We start from the raw sequence: 17,720 nt of genomic DNA, 5'->3' as shown, positions 1-17,720 counted from the left end.
TACGACAGAATCGCGTCAAAAAACAGATGAAAGGCGGCATGTTATCAGAAATTAACCGCCTGCTCATACCACTTCGTCAGCTGGTCTGCAGCACTTGCTGATACAGCGAGGTCAGCGCTTGCGCCAGCCGCTGCGGACCATAAGGTTCAATTCTGCGACGTGCGGCTTCGCCCATGGCAGAATTGTGTGAAAGCGCCGGTGTTGCCAGTACGGCTTCGTTTAACGCGTTGATATCTAATGCATCGCAGACAAAACCTTCCTGACCCACGGTGATAAACTCCGCGCCGCCGCAGCCGGTGCTGGTGATCACCGCCAGGCCGCAAGCCATCGCTTCCAGCACCACATTTGGGAAGGGATCATAAAGCGTGGGCAGCAGCAGCGCATCGGCTGCATGGTAGAACGGTTGCACGTCCTGCTGCACGCCGACGAAGCGTAAGCGATCGAGGCAATTGAGCTGGTTTGCCAGCTGCTGATAGCGCGACAGCTGCTTATCCTGGCCGACCACCACCAGATAGCGATCGCTTTTCGCCACCGCTTCAATCGCCGCTTTTAAGCCTTTGCGCTCAAAGCCTGAACCTACGTAAATCATTACCGTGGCATCCTGCGGCAGTTTGAGCTGCTGACGTGCCGCATGACGCAGCGCTTCGCTGGCCGGCTGGAAGCGTTGGCTATCAATGGCGTTGTGAATCACATGGATCTTGCTGGCATCGAGCCTGAAGTGACGCAAAATATCCTGCTTTACCATCTCTGAATTACAGATCACCGCTTTCAACGACGGCGCGTTGAACATGTCGGTTTCTGCCTGTAACACATAACGATGATAAGGACTGAGGCGGGCGCTTAAGCGCTGCCACGGTGACACGATGCGCGCGCGCTGCTCTAGCCAGACGCGATGCACGCCATCACCGGCGCGAAAGATATCGCAACCGGCGATGCGTTCGTGGCTCTGCACAATATCAAACTTCTCGCGTTGCCAGCATTCACGCGCGGCACGCGCAAAACCGCGCTCGCGCGAGATGCGACCGAATTTCGCTGGATTACAGATGTGCAGATGCCAGGCCGGATTCGGCGTGCCCTGCCAGCTGCGAGTGATGATATTGAGATCGAGCTGCTCACTGTCCAGCGCTTCCAGCGCACGCGAGATAAAGCGTTCGGCGCCGCCGTCTGGGCGGTATTTCTGCCGGACAATCGCCAGGCGTAACTTACTCATGCAAAAAACTCCGGGCGGCAGCCAACACATCCTCAACGGGAATGGCAGAAAGATAGCGCTGTTGCGTGTTGGTATCGATGTCGTCTGGCGAGGGTAGCGGGCCATAATCACCGGCCCAAATCACGCGATTGTGATCGCCCCACGGACGCCAGTGTTGCAGCTTGGTGGGTCCAAACAGCGCAAGACACGGCGTTTCCAGCGCGGCGGCCATGTGCATCGGCGCAGAGTCTACGCCGATAAACAGCTGTGCCGCATCAATCAGCGCCGCCAGCTGCGGCAAGGATAATTCTCCCGCCAGCGACACCACGTTGTGGCTGCGACACAGCGACTGAATATTGGCGATCATTGCCATTTCTTTCTGGTCCGGCGCCGCCGTCAGTACCACGGTGCGGCCTTCGGCACCGAGCGCATCAATTAGCTGTGCGACTTTTTCATCTTCCCAGCATTTGAACAGCCAGCGTGAAGTGGGTTGCAGCACAACAAACGGCATTTTCACCGCATGATGAGCCAGTACATCCTGCACTATTTGTTGATCGGCTGTGCTGAAATGCATCGAGGCTTTTGCGCCGGCGGCGCTGATGCCCAGCGGCTTCAGCGCGGCCATATTCTGTTCAACCGTATGCAGCTGATGATGATCTTCCGTACTGACCAGATGGTTGTGCATCCAGCGCCATAAGGCGTTATCACGTTTGCGGAAGGCAAAACCGATACGCACCGGCGCGCCAGAGAATCCGGTAATGATGGCGCTGCGCCACTGATCGGCGAGGTTAATCACCAGGTCATAATGGCACGCGCGCACCGCGGAAAGCAGGGCCATTTCATGCCGGAATTTCTGCCAGCCGCCTTCCTTCTTCCAGTTGCGATCGATGATGTGCAACTGGCGAATGGCCGGGTGCGCTTCCAGCATTGGACGGGTTTCTTTGTAGAGCAGAACGTCGATGTTCGCCTGAGGATAGCGTTGGTGCAGCGCGTTAATCGCGGGCGTGGTCAGCAGCATATCGCCGTGATGACGCAGCTTGATCAGCAGAATATTTTTCGGTGCAAATTGGTCTGGAATCGGGCTTGCCATACTCAAATGATCTCAGAATTCAGTCAGCTGATTGTAAGGCAAACCCCAAAGGCGTGAAAGCCGGACGCGGCGCTTATTTCTTGCGCCAGCGGTAAATCCGGCTTAGCCATAGCAGCAGTTGATACCATTGCTTTATACCGCGCGCGTTACGCAGCATGCGCCGGTGAGTTTGCGTAGCGAACAGATCGGCAATCATCGCCTGACGTGCGCTCTCTTCGGGTTCGCGTCGGATACAGTGGCAGACGCTGAGCGCCTCATGCGTAATCTGGTAGTGAAATGCCGGGTAGATTTTTACCTTATGACGGTAGCGTGCATTGAGCTCTTCCAGCAACTGCGCGATTCTCAGGTAGTGACGCTGATATTCCACATTACGCTGGCCGGTGCGCTTACGGTTGCTGATGGAAGCATCATGCATGTAGTAGCAATACAACACTTTATCGGTGTAACGCACACGTTGTGCGTTGAGCATGAACTCGGTGGTCCATGGAATGTCCTGATGATGCAGGCCAGGTTCAAAGTAGAGTTTGAGCTGTTCGATCAACTCTCGGCGGTAAATGCCCAGCCAAACCACATGCATGTAGCGATGCGTTTGCAGCGCCTTATTAAGCCAATCAGGGCCGCTCAGTACCTCGGTGCTGGTGAGGCGATCGAGCGGAATCAGCGGTTTTACTTGCTGGCTGGCTTTGAAAAACCATTCCGCGTTGCACTGTGCGGCATCCAAGTTGTCGCGCTCCGCCATCTCAACCAGCGTTTGATACATCGCGGCATCCATGGTGTCGTCAGCATCCGGAAACGAAACGTACTTACCGCGCGCCACCGCTAAGCCCGCATTACGCGCGCGCGATACGCCGCCATTGGTCTGATGGATAACACGAACATGGGGATGCTGCTGCGCATAAGCATCAGCACGCTCCCCCGAACCGTCAGTGGAACCATCGTCGACAATGATAATTTCCAGTGAGGTGAGAGTTTGAGCCAGTAGCGCTTGCACACAGGCAGCAAAATCGCTGCCTGCGTTAAACATAGGAATAATGAGACTGAGTAACGGGGCTGAGCTTTCGGGCTGCGTTGTCATGCTGTTTTCATGTTCTTCCGTCGCGCCAGGCGTTGTTGCTGCCGCGTGCTAATAAAATCGTGAATATCGTCAAGCTTCCGCTGATCCAGTTCAAACAGCTGTTCAGTGGGATGCATAAATTTGTACTGCGCGGCGAACACAAAGGATGAGGGCGCAATATGATTTGGGCCAATCAACAACACATCACCCAGCGGCCGCTGCTCTTCGACGCAACATGGGCCGTAAATCAAAATGATCGGCACTTGTTGCGCATCGGCAATATAGACATTGCCGGAATCTGACGCGATATAGAAATCCATCTCGCTAATGACCGCAGGGACGTCCTCCAACTGCACTTTGCCTACCAGGCTTGTCAGGTTCTCGCGCGCGCCGACAACTTTATACAGCTCCTGCAAGCGTGATTGTTCATTCGGTGCGCCAAAGGCATAAAACTGGCAGGGTAAATCGCTTAAGTGGTCAAAAAGTCGCTGCCAGATTTTCGGTGGAATGGTTTTTGCCTGATTGCCTGCGGTGATACTGATGCCAATGCGAATGCCATCATGCTGGAAGATTTCATCCGGCAGCGAGTTGGGGTGCCAAAGTGGTTGTGTCGCATGCTTCGGATAACTCTCTTTAGTGAACGAGCGATCGGCGAGTTTTAGGTAATTTTCCAGCGTCAGAGTATTTTGCTCATGCTCCACCACACCGCTTGCGGTGAGATAAAACAATCCCTGATAACCTTTGCGGCGGTAGCTGGAAAGAAACTGTTTGTTGCTGGCATTACAGCAAGCGGCAATGAACAGGTTGAGGTTGGTGGGATGTAACAGATAGATGTTGTCGTAACGGTTGAGCAGTTGCCAGACCAGTTTAATTTTCTTAATGAGGCCGGAGCGATGCTCTTCAATATACCAAATATTTTCCAGCGTGTTATCGCGCGAAGCGAGCGCGGCAACGCTATTGCTTAACAGTGCGTCGCTTTTCCCCAAATGAGTTAACAGCGGAGTGATATTGATGAAATCACCGATTTTTGCTGTTTGAATCACCAAATTTTTACCGGTTCGGCCATGGAAGATTTTCATCACCCATTTGACCGGCAAAAAGAGTAAAAAGAGAATCACATACGTCAACGATCTATCCCCATGATACGGCCACACCGACATGGGGACCTGTTAATCTGAAACGTGCTGAGTGCCTGAAAATGCGGGTTCTTCCACTTCTGCCAGTTGCAAATATTGCTGACAAATAACCTTGAGACTATAAATGCTTAAGTCCAGATGTTGCAACTCAGGCGGAGCGGCATAAATCTCGCGCATTTTCTGCGCCAGAGAATCAGCATTCAAATCAGCCAGCCCGCGTGCAAGATCACCGCTCATGATAGTCGATGGCGCGCCGGGGCAACGTGTGCTCACTATCGGTGTGCCGCAGCTTAAGGCTTCGACCAGCACATTGCCAAATCCTTCGCTGTCTGAACTCACCACTAACAAGCGAGCATGGCGAATCCATGGATAAGGATTTTTATGGAAACCTTCGAAACGAACGCGTTCGGCGATGCCTAAATCCGCGGCTTGCTGGCGTAATCTTTCCGTGATTTTTTCGCTTCCCTGACCCAATAACACCAGTGGAGCCGTGATGCCACTCTGGGCATAGGCGGTCAGCAAACGATCGTGGCGTTTGGTTTCATGAAAACGGCCAACATGAAGGACAAAATTACTCCCTGCTAACGGACAAGGTTCTGCTGCCAGACGCGAAATCAGATCGAAATCGAACGGGTTATAGATTACCTGCGCTTTGCTGGGCTTCACGCCGATGTTCTGAATCACATCATCAATCACATATTGTGATACACCGACAAGCTGCTTGCCGCGATAAGTATCACGGATTTTCAGCCGCTTGAGCCACAAAGAGAAGCCCGATTTGCGAGCAAGATAGGAGGCGGAAAACACGCCGTGCAGGCAATACCAGGTTTTAGTCGCATCTAGCGCACGCGCATAGCGGACAATGCGATCGGTTTTATGCAGATTAGACAAAACCAAATCGAATTTTCCGTGCAGTGCTTCGCTTTGACGAACGGCTTCATCAAGCAAATACGCACGACGATGGGTTTCAGTCAGTTTGCGCCACGGACGTGTACTTTTATCAATCACGGTCTGATAATCCACGCCTGCGGGAATCGGGTATTCACATACTTTGCGCAATGAGAAGAGCGACACCCGATGCCCCTGGCTGACAAAACCTTCAGCCAGCGTCAGTACGACTTTTTCGGCACCGCCGCCCGGCAGGCCATCAATCACCATCAGAATGCGCTTCGACAAATTCTTGTGCTCCTAATCGCCAGCCTGTTTTGTATGACAAAATATCTATCATCCCCTGATAAAACAGGACTGAATATAAGATAAATCAATTTATTAGGTATGTTTGGCTTCAGACATTACGCATTGCTCTTAAGATGAGTATTCTGCGTATTAGGGCCGATGTGCATTCTAATTTACTCTAGTTTAACCGCTATTATACTGCTACCAACATCTGCTCATTGCAGCAAATGAAAAGTTTGCCCTCATTCATGGGCTTGCGTACCATAGCGATGAGAAAGTGCTCATTTTATCGGATAAGTTATGGATAAGCCTGCGTTTTTAATCACTCTCGATACTGAAGGCGATAATCTTTGGCGCAATCGCAGCGGCAAGGTTACCACGCGAAATGTTCAGTTTCTGCCGCGCTTTCAAGCCTTATGTGAGAAATACGGTTTTAAACCCACCTGGCTAACGAATTACGAAATGGCGAGCGATGCGGCGTATGTTGAATTTGGTCGCGATCTGCTGGCGCGTGGGCAAGGTGAAATCGGCATGCATCTTCATGCATGGTATAGCCCGCCGGAATACGCGTTGACCGATGATGACTGGCGCTATCAGCCTTATTTGATTGAATTTCCAGAAAATATCCTGCGCGACAAGGTCGCTTACATGACCGATTTGCTGGAAAGCGCTTTTCGGCAGAAGATGACCAGTCATCGTGCCGGACGCTGGGCTTTTAATGAAGTTTACGCCCGAGCATTGATCGACAACGGTTATTTAGTTGATTGCTCCGTCACACCTCGCGTGGATTGGCGCAATTCATCTGGCGCGCCGCAAGGTAAAGGCGGCACCGATTACAGCCGTTTCCCGGATCATGCCTATTACCTTGATGTTAGTGATATTTCCCGCGCGGGTGATAGTCCATTGCTGGAGTTGCCGATGAGCATTCAGTACCGCTATGGCGCTTTCACTAATCAGCTAAAAAAAGCGTGGAATGACATGCGCGGCAAGAAGCGCGGTCCATCTGTTAATTGGCTACGTCCGGTGGGGGGCAATGTGCAGCAGATGAAACAGGTGGTTGAGCAAACACTTAGCCAGGGAAATGATTACGTTGAGTTCATGCTGCATTCATCAGAATTTATGCCCGATGGCAGCCCCACGTTTAAAAATGAGGCTGATATTGAGCACCTTTACGATGATTTAGAGCAGCTATTTAGCTGGTTACAACCACGTACTCAGGGCATGACGCTAACAGAATACGCGCTTTTAAAGAAAAGTTACCAGTCACGCTAAATTACGGTACGTTATAAAACTATACGGTGATTTCTTTAATCATTGTTGCGACATCTATGGCTTGAATATCCGCCATGCTGTGGCCTTCTGCAGGGCGCAGCACGTACTGATTCTCGCCATAGCCACCAATTAGACCGGGATCGGTTGGGCCGTACAGCGTGATATTCGGACGATCCAGCGCCGCCGTCAGATGACTTAAACCGGTATCTACCGACACCACCGCGCGCGCGCCAGCTAATTCTTGCGCTACCTGCTCCAGCGTTAACTTAGGCAATACCTCAACATGGTCGAAGCCTTCGGCCAGACGCTGTGCGCGTTGATGTTCATGCTCTGCGCCCCACGGCAATTTCACGCGTAATCCTGTTGGCTGCACCAACTCAATCAGCGCACGCCAATGTGATTCCGGCCAGTGTTTGTTATCTCGCGTGGTGGCGTGCAGAAACACCAAATAAGGCTGTGCATCGTTAGGTAGCGTAGAGCGGAAATGGCCGGCAATCGCATAGTCGCCCTGCGTTGCAGGTTTTTCATAGCCGAGGCTTTTGGCAAACAGCTCGCGCGTGCGTTCTACGGCATGCTGTTGCTTGTTGATTTCATGGCGTTTGTCATACCACCAGCTGGCGAAAGGTTCGCGTGCGCTGCGGCTGTCCTGCCCGTGCTTCTCGCCTTTTGCCAGGCGCGTCACCAGCGCGGCGCTTTTGATCAAACCTTGCGCATCCAGCACTACATCATACTGACGCGATTGCAGCTCACGCTTAAATTGCACACGCTCTTCACGCTGCTGACTACCGAACCAGTGCTTGCGCCAGCGGCGAATCGCCACCGGCATTACTTTATCCACCGCCGGATGCCAGGCGGGGATTTGAGCGAAGTTTTCTTCAACCACCCAATCAAACTTGATGCCAGGAATCGCCTGCATCGCATCCGTGAGCGCTGGCAAGGTATGCAGCACGTCTCCCATCGAGGAGGTTTTAACAATCAAAACGTGCATCTTTACTCCTGCACCGGATGCAACAGCGCGCTCAGTTCCTGATGGACGCGCGCTGGCTGAATATCAATCAGGCTCTGGTGATAACCTTGTTCGGCATCACCTTTGCGGACTTTGTGATAGCCGGTGATCAAACGAATAATGCGCGCCTGCTGAGACAACGGCGGAGTGAAGTCCGGGCTGCTTGGGCCATACAGCGCCACCAGCGGACGATTAAGCGCCGCAGCGATATGCATCAGGCCGGAATCGTTACTGACCACCGCCGCACAGTTCGCCAGCAGAATCACGGCTTGCTCAAGTTGCGTTTCACCCGCCAGATTTTTACAGTGCGCACGCGCCGCTTCTGACAGCGTCTGCACAATGGTGTCGCCGGTTTCACGATCTTTCGCCGAACCGAACAGCACCACCTGATAACCTTCGCCAATCAGCTGCTCTGCCAGCGCGGCATAATGATAATGCGGCCAGCGCTTCGCCGGGCCAAACTCTGCGCCCGGACAAAACCCAATCACCGGACGTTCGGCGGACAGCGCAAACTGCGCCGCCGTCATCCGCTTTTCATCGTCATCGACACGTAATTGCGGCCACAGCAACGGCTGCGGCAGCTGCTGCGCGGAAGCAACCGGTTTGTCATAGCCGAGCGCCACATAGCGCTCAACCATCAACGGAAAGGCCGCTTTGTCCAGCACGCGGACATCATTCAATACGCCATAGCGCATCTCGCCGCGCCAGCCGGTGCGACGTTTGATCCCGGCGAAAAACGGCACCAGCGCAGATTTAAAGGAGTTCGGCAGCACATAGGCGCGGTCATAGCCACTGGCCTGCAGGGTTTTCCCCAAACGACGACGCTCGCCCAGCGCCAATGCGCCGTGGCCGAGCGGCATCGCCAGCGCCTGATTCACTTCCGGCATACGCGACAACAATGGGCGGCACCAGGCCGGCGCCATCACGTCGATCACCGCTTCAGGATGCTCAGCCTTGAGCGTGCGATAGAGACTTTGCGACATCATCATATCGCCGACCCATGATGGGCCAATAACCAGAATTTTCATCGCTGCTGCCGGTTTCCTTATGCGTTACGGTTCAACCAGGCCATGTATTCGCCCACGCCTTGCGCGACGGTTTTGAACGGCTTGTCGTAACCGGCTGCACGCAGGTTAGTGAGATCGGCTTGAGTAAACGCCTGATAACGGCCTTTCAGCTTATCCGGGAACGGAATGTATTCAATCTGGCCTTTCTGATGGAAATTCAGCACCGCATCCGCCACTTCCTGGAAAGATTCAGCACGGCCAGTTCCGCAGTTGTAGATACCGGAAACACCGTTTTCCCAGCACCACAGATTTACCGCAACCACGTCATTAACGTGGATGAAGTCGCGGCGGAAATCGTCGCTGCCTTCAAACAGTTTCGGATTTTCACCATTGCTGATCTGCGTGTTGAGGTGGAACGCGACGCTCGCCATGCCGCCTTTGTGGCCTTCACGCGGACCGTACACGTTGAAGTAGCGGAAGCCGCATACCGGTGATTCGGCTTCTGGCAGAATCTGGCGCACATAGTGATCGAACAGCATTTTAGAGTAGCCGTAGACGTTCAGCGGCTGCTCGTACTGGCGCTCTTCGATGAAGTTCTCATTGCGTCCGCCGTAAGTGGCAGCAGAAGAGGCGTAAAGGAACGGAATTTCACGCTCGAGGCAGAAGTGCAGCAGATCTTTCGAGTACTGATAGTTGTTATCCATCATGTACTTGCCATCCCACTCGGTGGTTGCGGAACAGGCGCCTTCATGGAAAACGGCTTCGATGGGGCCGAGATCTTCGCCAGACATGATGTAGCTGAGGAATTCCTCTTTATCCATGTAATCGGCGATGTCGAGATCCGCCAGATTCACGAACTTGGTGCCATCCTTCAGATTATCCACCACCAAAATGTCGGTCAGACCACGGTCGTTCAGCGCTTTAACAATGTTGCTGCCAATCATGCCAGCGCCACCGGTTACGATAATCATATGCTTTGCCTTTAAAGAGTTGGGGGGAAACAGGAGGTTTCACCCACGAATGCCTATCATCATAACATTTCAGCCAGACGCAGGCAGCCAGATGACTCCGTATGCGCTGCACAAATCCTGTTCGCAGCGTGAACTATGCTGCAAAACCGAGATATTGATGGCTGAAATATCGTCTATTCGCTTTTCGATCAGTAATATGTGCCAAAATTTTGCTATCTGAGGAGCAGAATCATGTCCAGTCAGTTTTATTCGCAAATTCGTCAACAGCTTGAGACAACACGTCAGGACGGATTGTTCAAACAAGAACGCACCATCACGTCGGCGCAGCAGGCAGAAATCAACGTTGCCAACAGCCCACCTGTCATCAACTTCTGCGCCAATAACTATTTGGGTTTAGCCAATCATCCGGCATTGATCCAGGCGGCGAAAGACGGCATGGATTCGCACGGTTTTGGCATGGCGTCGGTGCGCTTTATCTGCGGCACGCAGGACATCCACCAGCAGCTGGAACACAAGCTGGCTGAGTTCCTCGGCATGGAAGAGGCGATTCTGTTCTCGTCCTGCTTTGATGCCAACGGCGGCCTGTTTGAAACGCTGCTCAGCGCCGAAGACGCGATTATTTCAGACGCCCTCAATCACGCATCGATCATTGATGGTGTGCGTCTGTGTAAAGCGCAGCGCTATCGTTACGCCAATAATGACATGAGTGAGCTGCGTGCGCGTTTACAGGAAGCACGCGACAAAGGCGTGCGCCACATCCTGATTGCCACCGATGGCGTGTTCTCGATGGATGGCGTGATTGCCAATCTGCAGGGCATTTGCGATCTGGCCGATGAGTTCGATGCGCTGGTGATGGTCGATGATTCCCATGCGGTGGGCTTTGTGGGTTCTGCCGGACGCGGCACGCACGAATATTGCGGCGTGATGGATCGCGTCGACATTCTGACCGGCACGCTGGGTAAAGCGCTGGGTGGCGCATCGGGCGGCTACGTGGCGGCGAAAAGAGAAGTGGTTGAGTGGCTGCGTCAGCGCTCGCGTCCGTATCTGTTCTCCAACTCGCTGGCGCCTGCGATTGTGGCTGCCTCGCTGCGCGTGCTGGAGCTGCTGAGTGAAGGCGACGGTTTACGTCAGCGTTTGTGGGAAAACGCCCGCTTCTTCCGTGAACAGATGACGGCCGCAGGCTTCACGCTGGCCGGCGCCGATCACGCCATCATCCCGGTGATGCTGGGCGATGCCAAAGTGGCGCAGCAATTTGCCAGCCTGTTGCAGCAGGAAGGAATCTACGTCACAGGTTTCTTCTATCCGGTGGTACCGCAAGGTCAGGCACGTATCCGCACGCAGATCTCTGCCGGACATACGCAGGCGCAGCTGGAGCACGCCGTGGCAGCCTTCACCCGCATTGGTCAACAGCTGGGCGTTATCTCAGGAGCAGGGAAATGAAAGCACTCGCCAAATTAAAAGCCGAAGAAGGCATTTGGATGGTCAAGGACGCGCCAATACCTGAACCCGGCCATAACGACCTGCTGATTAAGATTCGCAAAACCGCTATCTGCGGCACCGACGTGCACATCTACAACTGGGATGATTGGTCGCGCAAAACCATTCCGGTGCCGATGATCACCGGCCACGAATATGTGGGTGAAGTGGTGGGAATGGGCCAGGAAGTTAAGGGCTTTGCCGTTGGCGATCGTGTTTCCGGTGAAGGCCACATCACCTGCGGCCATTGCCGCAACTGCCGCGCTGGACGCACGCATCTGTGCCGCAACACGGTAGGCGTTGGCGTCAATCGTCAGGGCTGCTTTGCCGAATATCTGGTGATTCCGGCGTTTAATGCCTTCAAAATTCCCGACAACATTTCTGACGAACTGGCGGCGATTTTCGATCCCTTTGGCAATGCGGTGCACACTGCGCTGTCGTTCGATCTGGTGGGCGAAGATGTGCTGATCTCCGGTGCCGGGCCGATTGGCATCATGGCGGCGGCGGTGTGTAAGCACGTCGGCGCACGCCATGTGGTGATCACCGATATCAACGACTATCGCCTCGATCTGGCGCGCAAAATGGGTGTAACGCGCGCCGTCAACGTAGCGCAGGAAAACCTGCGTGACGTGATGGCCGAACTCGGCATGACCGAAGGTTTTGATGTCGGTCTGGAGATGTCTGGTGCGCCACCGGCGTTCCGCACCCTGCTGGAGGTGATGAACCACGGCGGCCGCATCGCGCTACTGGGCATTCCGCCGGGCGAGATGTCCATCGACTGGAATCAGGTGATCTTTAAAGGCTTGTTCATCAAAGGCATCTACGGCCGCGAGATGTTCGAAACCTGGTACAAGATGGCGGCGCTAATTCAGTCCGGCCTCGATCTCACGCCCATCATTACTCATCGCTATCACATCGATGAGTTCCAGCAGGGCTTTGATGAGATGCGCTCGGGAAGATCCGGCAAAGTGGTGTTGAGCTGGGATTAATTCATCCTCCGGCCTGGTGGCCGGAGAGTTTCAGGATTGTTTCTTTTCATCATCCGTCAGATAGCGTACTTTGCGCGTGTAATCCTGGCCTTTAAAGGTGAGTGGCTGAGTGGGATCATTCAAATACTTTTGCCATTCACTCAAGGGAAAGCCACCGTGCGCGCCAATGACGTCTGCCGGAATGGTTGCTGAGCTACCGCCAATCTTTTTGGAAACCGGCCAGTTTGCCCATTCTCCTAAATTGACGGTGCGAAGATCCAACATATCCAACAAAGCGGCGAGGGGAAGCTGATCCGTCGGCGGTTGGCTGTCATTCATTAATTCCCAGGTATCCTGAAAGAGCGTTAACCAGAGTGGACAAATACGTTTCCAGGTTTGTCGGGTTGCCGCCAGGTACGCACCATTAACGTGATCTTCAAAATAAGGTCTTATTGATGGCCGGTAATAGGCGGGAATGGCCTGGGCTTCCGCGCCCTCTAGCTTGGCGATCATTTTCCCGTTACGGAAACTGGAGTAAAGGTGGCCTGGATGCATACGAATATCAGGCGATTTAAGCAAATTAAGATCCGAATCAATCATTAAAATACCGTCGCCTTTGGCTTGTAAAGGCGCCTGAATTTTAATTAGTCGACTGCGATAGATTTGCTTATAGCGATAGCTTTCCTCGCGATGCGGAACATTGAGCGTTACCACGCGACAATTATGTGGAAGTTTGCCAAAAGCCTGCTCAGATTGGTCGCTCACGATAACAATCTCTTCCATTTCCGGCGCAAACCGACGAGCAAACTCAGCGCTTAATAACGCTTCTTCAACATAATCCGCGCCAGTACAAGGTATAACAACCGAGGTAACCGTAACGTCGCCTTGCGTATTGCTTTGCGCATAAGGAATATTATGACGTGCACGAATATGCCGACGATTTTTGTTCAAAAAATCAAACATGAGTTTTCCTTTTAATACTTTTATCCAATATTGTCTCTACCCCGGCCACATAGTTTTCAATGGCGTAGCATTCGCGTACACGTTCTTCGGCGGTGTTAATGAGACGCTGGCGTAAACTTGCGTCTTGCCATAATACGGCAAGATGCGCACTTAATTGTTTAATATCGCCGTATTCAAATAATAATCCGGTTTCGTTGTGGCTAATTAGTTCTGCCGTTCCAACTACGTTCGAACCAATCACGGCCGTTTTCACCAGCATGGCTTCCAACACGACGCGCGGTAGGCCTTCACTACTTGAAGCGAGAATAAAAGTGTCAAACGCCGCGAGGTAATCCATAGGGTTATTTTGAAAGCCAGTAAACACAATATTCGACGCAATGTTCTCTTTGCGCGCCAGCAAAACCAAATTCTCCTGTTCCGGCCCGGCACCCACCACCACCATTTTCCAGTTGGCTTCGGGATGTATGCGTTTGAATTGGCCCAGCGCCTGGAAGATATGATGGTTCGCTTTACGCGTAATAAGAGAGCCGATGGAGCCAAAAATAAAAGTATCAGGCGAGTAAGCAAAGCGCTCGCGCACTTCCTCGCGATCCGGTAAGGCCTGATGGATATCAATAGCATTTGAAACGGTGAAGCAACGCTGCGCATCAATGCCGCTTTGGCGCAAAGTCTGATTTACGCCATGCGAAACCGCAATAACGGCATCAACGCGTTTATTAACCATGTCCACTAACACTGAATTTAACTGTGGCTCAATGCGGCAATGTTGAATCAGTGCAACCTGCAAATCCTCAACCGCGCGATAGCCTTCAACATTTGTGCTCGGTTGATTATTCATATACAGCGCGTCATATTGCCCAGCTTGCAAAAGAGATGAAATCTGTTGGGCGTTTGGCAACACACGCCATTTTTCATCGACCCGATCAATCATCTGTTTTTTCAACGAACGGTTAAAAATGAACAGCGTTCGCAACAATTCTTTAGCGATTTTCGCCCATTTCGGCTGACGACGCTGGGCGATAAATACCACCGGAATACCTATCGAATTTAAGATTGACTCAATGGTTTCACTGTTACCGCGCGAATAGTTGTTGTAGAAACAGCAGGTAATATCGAACCTCTGCCGATCAATGCGCTTGAGCAATTCGAGCATACTGTTGGTACCGCCGCCCCATTCGCGGCCGGTATCCAACAGCAGAATTTTTCTTCTCATTGAATTTCTTTTCCCGAGCTCAGAAGAGCTGCCTTATTGACTGAACCAATAGACTTTGCGCAATGCTTTCACTGATCAACTCAACGGCGTGGCTCTGCGGCACTGGCGCCAACGGTTTGTTCGGTTTACATACGCCTGGCGCGCGGAAGCGTTGAGGCTGCGTTTTGGATGGCGGCGGAGTCGTGCCCTGATGCAGCGGCTCATTCAGTAACTGGCTTGGCCGCACTAACGTGATATCGGCGGGTAATGTCGGCAGCATCTGCTGCAGGACGCGCACCGTCGTGGGATGCGGATGGCCAATGGCGATGGCATAACCATCGCGCTGCGCCAGTTTCACCGCGCGGGTAAACTGTATGCGAATTGAAGCTTCATCCTGGCTATCGTCAAGGAATACGCGACGTTTGAGTACCTTAACGTTAGTGCCTTGCGCGGCCGGGATCGACTGACTGTTGCCAATCGTCATGCTATCGAGAAAGTAGTAGTTGTAGTGATTGAGCACCTGCATCACTTTCTGCATGCCGGGCAGGCTGGATGTCATTTTGCTGCCCATATGGTTATTCAGGCCGACGGCGTAAGGCACTTTGTCACTGGCTTCGCGAATAATCCGCTCGATTTCCGTGCTGCTCATCTCTGGCGTTAGCGTGTCTTTCTCCAGCGGCTGTTTGCTGAGTGGTGCCATCGGCAGGTGAATCAGCACTTCGCGACCGCCCTGATGCGCTTTCGTCGCCATCTCACGCGCATGTGGCGCATTCGGCAGGACCGCAACGGAAATCGCAGTAGGCATCTGCAGCACTTTATTCTCTTCTTTTGGCCGATAACCGAAGTCGTCGATCACGATGGAGAGTTTTCCCGCATGGGCGGAAAGTGATAGAAACAGGCCGCACAGGGCGGCCGAGAGCTTAGAGGGTTGAAACAAAACTTATCTTCCTAACCACGGTAGTGGATTGACGGCCTGTCCCTGGCGTCGGATTTCAAAGTAGAGCGAAGGCGTGCCGCGGCCGCCGCTGGTGCCCACAAGGGCGATAGGCTGTCCTGCCTTCACCTGAGCACCCACGCTCACCAGTGCGCTTTGGTTGTAGCCATAAAGGCTCATATCACCTTTACCGTGTTCCAGAACCACAACCAGACCATAGCCTTGTAGCCAGTCGGCCATCAGTACGCGTCCATCTGCGATAGCTTTCACTTCGGTGCCTTCTGGCGCATCGACCACCAGACCTTTCCAGCGTAATTCGCCCTGCATCGATTCACCGAAGCGATGTTCAATGCGTCCACGTACCGGCCAAACCGCTTGCCCGCCGGGCTTGCCTAATCCGCCGGTACGCGCCATTAGCTCGCGCTCACTCTGCGTTGGCTGATAGCTTGATCCTTTGGCTTTCGCCTGTGCCTGACGTTGACGTACTTTTTCCGCCTCGCGCGCTTCCCGTTCGGCACGTTCACGCGCTTCACGCTCAGCCTTGGCGATTTTGCTCTGCAATCGGCTTTCGTTCTCACGCATCTCAACCAGGTCAGCCTGATCTTTCTCCAGCGAGCTTTCCAGTGCGGTTAGCGTTTTCTTACGCGCCGCGCTAGCTGCTTCCAGCTTGTTTTGCTGCGTCTGCTGCTGAGCTAACAACGATTTTTGCTGATCCTGTTTACCCTGCAATGATTGGCGCTGTTCCGCTAATTGCTGTTGGGTTTGCTTGAGATCGTCGATGTTTTTCTGGCGTGCGGCGTTGAGATAGCCGAAATAGGCAAGAATACGCTCACTGCGCTGGGCTTCTTCGCCACCAAGCAGCAACTGTAGACCATTATGCTGTCCCTGACGAAAGGCGGCATCAAGCTGTTGTGCCAGCAGTTTTTCCTGCTGCGCTTGCTGCTTTTCCAGCCGCGAAATAGAGGAGGTGACCTGCGCGATTTCACCTTCGAGCGTGCTGAGGCTGTTACGCGTTTCGCGCAGCTGACGGCTGGCCTGCGCAATCACTTTTTCCTGACTCTGCAGTTGATCCAACAGCTTACTGCGCTGCACTTTCTGTGCTTTAACGCTTTTCTCTTTCTCGGCGATATCCTGCTGAATGGACTTCAACTGCGTTTTACTGTCATCCGCACTGCGAGCGGCAGCAGGAAGTAATAATGTGCCCGCCAGAAGCAGACTCAGGGAGATTTCGGACCAGCGAAATGACAACGGAAGCGCAGTGCCGTTGTGACGGGTCCTTGTGTGTGTAACGGTCGCTTTTCCCTTCATAGTCGATAATTATTCCACGATGAACAGCCGCTTACCAGTTAGCCCGGCCGGGTTTTACTTTGCTAAAAATGTCTGTACCGAGCTTACCGGCATAAACTTTGTCTTAATTTTGGGATTAGAACACTTTTTTTGGAAAATGACGCACAAATCGTAACTCTGTCCCCTTAGCGACTGTACATGCGAAGTGGCGCAGGTATACTCAGAACCCTTGTTTTAGCTTATCAGCCCGGTTTGGAGTCGTTACCCCTCATGCAAGAAATTATGCAGTTTGCAAGCAATCACCCCATCCTCAGTCTGGCATGGGTCGCTTTACTCGTTCTCGTGATTGTGACCACCGTTAAAGGTATGTTCTCTAAAGTAAAAACCATCAGCCGTGGTGAAGCTACCCACCTGATTAACAAAGAGGGCGCGGTGGTGGTAGACGTTCGTTCACGTGACGATTACCGCAAAGGACACATTTCTGGGGCTATCAACGTAGCGGCAGCAGACATTAAAAAAGAGAGCTTTGGTGAGCTGGAAAAGCACAAGTCACAGCACATAATTGTAGTTTGCGCGACCGGTCAAAGTGCGGGTGAATCTGCAGCGAAATTGAGCGCAGCGGGTTTTGAAAAAGTCTCCGTACTGAAAGATGGCGTGAGCGGCTGGAGTGGTGAAAATCTGCCACTGGTGCGCGGTAAATAATTTCTCAGAGGTAACCGTATGGCGAATGTAGAGATCTACACCAAAGTCACTTGTCCTTATTGCCACCGTGCAAAGGCGTTGTTGGATCAGAAAGGCGTGTCGTTCCAGGAGATTCCCATTGACGGGAACGCGGCGAAACGTGAAGAGATGATTCAACGCAGCGGCCGCACTACGGTGCCACAGATTTTTATTGATGCGCAGCACATTGGCGGCTGTGACGATCTTTACGCGCTGGATGGGCGTCAGGGACTTGATCCTTTACTCCAGGCATAACTTTTCGGTCAGACAATTTTAACT

Annotated in this window: 17 protein-coding genes; 5 read left to right on the top strand and 12 right to left on the bottom strand. The window is 52.8% G+C overall.

The window, feature by feature from the left end; translation table 11 throughout:
* Positions 1–76 precede the first annotated feature (76 nt).
* The 5 genes from K5Y32_RS24290 to K5Y32_RS24270 form a co-directional block, all read right to left on the bottom strand.
* Positions 77–1,210: a glycosyltransferase family 4 protein gene (locus tag K5Y32_RS24290; protein ID WP_222186098.1), complete on the bottom strand. Its 1,134-nt coding sequence runs from the start codon at positions 1,208–1,210 to the stop codon at positions 77–79.
* Positions 1,203–2,279 carry a putative lipopolysaccharide heptosyltransferase III gene (rfaQ, locus tag K5Y32_RS24285; protein ID WP_222186097.1) on the bottom strand — a complete coding sequence of 359 codons (1,077 nt, stop codon included), beginning with the start codon at positions 2,277–2,279 and terminating at the stop codon, positions 1,203–1,205. Before rfaQ ends, K5Y32_RS24290 begins: the two co-directional genes overlap by 8 nt.
* 73 nt (positions 2,280–2,352) lie before the next feature.
* Complete coding sequence (locus tag K5Y32_RS24280) at positions 2,353–3,354, bottom strand: glycosyltransferase (protein WP_222186096.1); 1,002 nt, start codon at positions 3,352–3,354, stop codon at positions 2,353–2,355.
* Entirely contained in the window at positions 3,351–4,460 is a 1,110-nt protein-coding gene (locus tag K5Y32_RS24275) for a glycosyltransferase family 9 protein (RefSeq protein WP_222186095.1), read from the bottom strand. Before K5Y32_RS24275 ends, K5Y32_RS24280 begins: the two co-directional genes overlap by 4 nt.
* Before the next feature lie 42 nt (positions 4,461–4,502).
* Complete coding sequence (locus K5Y32_RS24270) at positions 4,503–5,627, bottom strand: glycosyltransferase (protein WP_222186126.1); 1,125 nt, start codon at positions 5,625–5,627, stop codon at positions 4,503–4,505.
* Between the two features lie 318 nt (positions 5,628–5,945).
* Here K5Y32_RS24270 and K5Y32_RS24265 point away from each other — a divergent pair, with 318 nt between their 5' ends.
* Positions 5,946–6,917 (top strand): polysaccharide deacetylase family protein, encoded by a 972-nt coding sequence (locus tag K5Y32_RS24265; RefSeq protein WP_222186094.1) that lies wholly within the window; start codon positions 5,946–5,948, stop codon positions 6,915–6,917.
* Positions 6,918–6,936: 19 nt separating this feature from the next.
* Here K5Y32_RS24265 and rfaC read toward each other — a convergent pair whose 3' ends face one another.
* From rfaC to rfaD, 3 genes are read right to left on the bottom strand one after another with little or no spacing between them, the layout of a single operon-like run.
* Entirely contained in the window at positions 6,937–7,905 is a 969-nt protein-coding gene (gene rfaC / locus K5Y32_RS24260) for a lipopolysaccharide heptosyltransferase RfaC (RefSeq protein WP_222186093.1), read from the bottom strand.
* 2 nt (positions 7,906–7,907) lie between these two features.
* Positions 7,908–8,951 (bottom strand): ADP-heptose--LPS heptosyltransferase RfaF, encoded by a 1,044-nt coding sequence (rfaF, locus tag K5Y32_RS24255; protein WP_222186092.1) that lies wholly within the window; start codon positions 8,949–8,951, stop codon positions 7,908–7,910.
* Positions 8,952–8,968: 17 nt separating this feature from the next.
* Complete coding sequence (gene rfaD, locus K5Y32_RS24250; RefSeq protein WP_222186091.1) at positions 8,969–9,901, bottom strand: ADP-glyceromanno-heptose 6-epimerase; 933 nt, start codon at positions 9,899–9,901, stop codon at positions 8,969–8,971.
* 231 nt (positions 9,902–10,132) lie between these two features.
* Between rfaD and K5Y32_RS24245 the strand changes: the two genes are divergently transcribed.
* Both K5Y32_RS24245 and tdh read left to right on the top strand, forming a co-directional pair.
* Positions 10,133–11,341, top strand: a complete 1,209-nt coding sequence (locus K5Y32_RS24245; RefSeq protein WP_222186090.1) for a glycine C-acetyltransferase — start codon at positions 10,133–10,135, stop codon at positions 11,339–11,341.
* Complete coding sequence (gene tdh / locus K5Y32_RS24240; protein WP_101760674.1) at positions 11,338–12,366, top strand: L-threonine 3-dehydrogenase; 1,029 nt, start codon at positions 11,338–11,340, stop codon at positions 12,364–12,366. Before K5Y32_RS24245 ends, tdh begins: the two co-directional genes overlap by 4 nt.
* Before the next feature lie 30 nt (positions 12,367–12,396).
* On the opposite strand, the gene K5Y32_RS24235 is transcribed toward tdh, so the two are convergent.
* Genes K5Y32_RS24235 through envC form a run of 4 tightly spaced genes read right to left on the bottom strand, consistent with a single transcriptional unit; the run spans position 12,397 to position 16,742 of the window.
* Positions 12,397–13,308, bottom strand: coding sequence for a hypothetical protein (locus K5Y32_RS24235; RefSeq protein WP_222186089.1), 912 nt, complete (start codon positions 13,306–13,308; stop codon positions 12,397–12,399).
* Entirely contained in the window at positions 13,301–14,521 is a 1,221-nt protein-coding gene (locus tag K5Y32_RS24230) for a glycosyltransferase (RefSeq protein WP_222186088.1), read from the bottom strand. The genes K5Y32_RS24235 and K5Y32_RS24230 overlap by 8 nt, the downstream gene beginning before the upstream one ends.
* 19 nt (positions 14,522–14,540) lie before the next feature.
* A complete protein-coding gene (locus K5Y32_RS24225; RefSeq protein WP_222186087.1) occupies positions 14,541–15,437 on the bottom strand; it encodes a divergent polysaccharide deacetylase family protein in 897 nt (298 codons plus the stop codon).
* 3 nt (positions 15,438–15,440) lie between these two features.
* Positions 15,441–16,742 (bottom strand): murein hydrolase activator EnvC, encoded by a 1,302-nt coding sequence (gene envC / locus K5Y32_RS24220; RefSeq protein WP_222186086.1) that lies wholly within the window; start codon positions 16,740–16,742, stop codon positions 15,441–15,443.
* 249 nt (positions 16,743–16,991) lie between these two features.
* Here envC and K5Y32_RS24215 point away from each other — a divergent pair, with 249 nt between their 5' ends.
* Positions 16,992–17,423: a rhodanese-like domain-containing protein gene (locus K5Y32_RS24215; RefSeq protein WP_222186085.1), complete on the top strand. Its 432-nt coding sequence runs from the start codon at positions 16,992–16,994 to the stop codon at positions 17,421–17,423.
* A gap of 18 nt (positions 17,424–17,441) precedes the next feature.
* Positions 17,442–17,696 (top strand): glutaredoxin 3, encoded by a 255-nt coding sequence (gene grxC / locus K5Y32_RS24210; RefSeq protein WP_007885328.1) that lies wholly within the window; start codon positions 17,442–17,444, stop codon positions 17,694–17,696.
* Positions 17,697–17,720: the final 24 nt, after the last annotated feature.

This window comes from Pantoea sp. DY-15 (assembly GCF_019795935.1).
Lineage (GTDB): Bacteria > Pseudomonadota > Gammaproteobacteria > Enterobacterales > Enterobacteriaceae > Pantoea > Pantoea leporis.
This window is presented reverse-complemented; position numbering and strand designations above follow the sequence as displayed.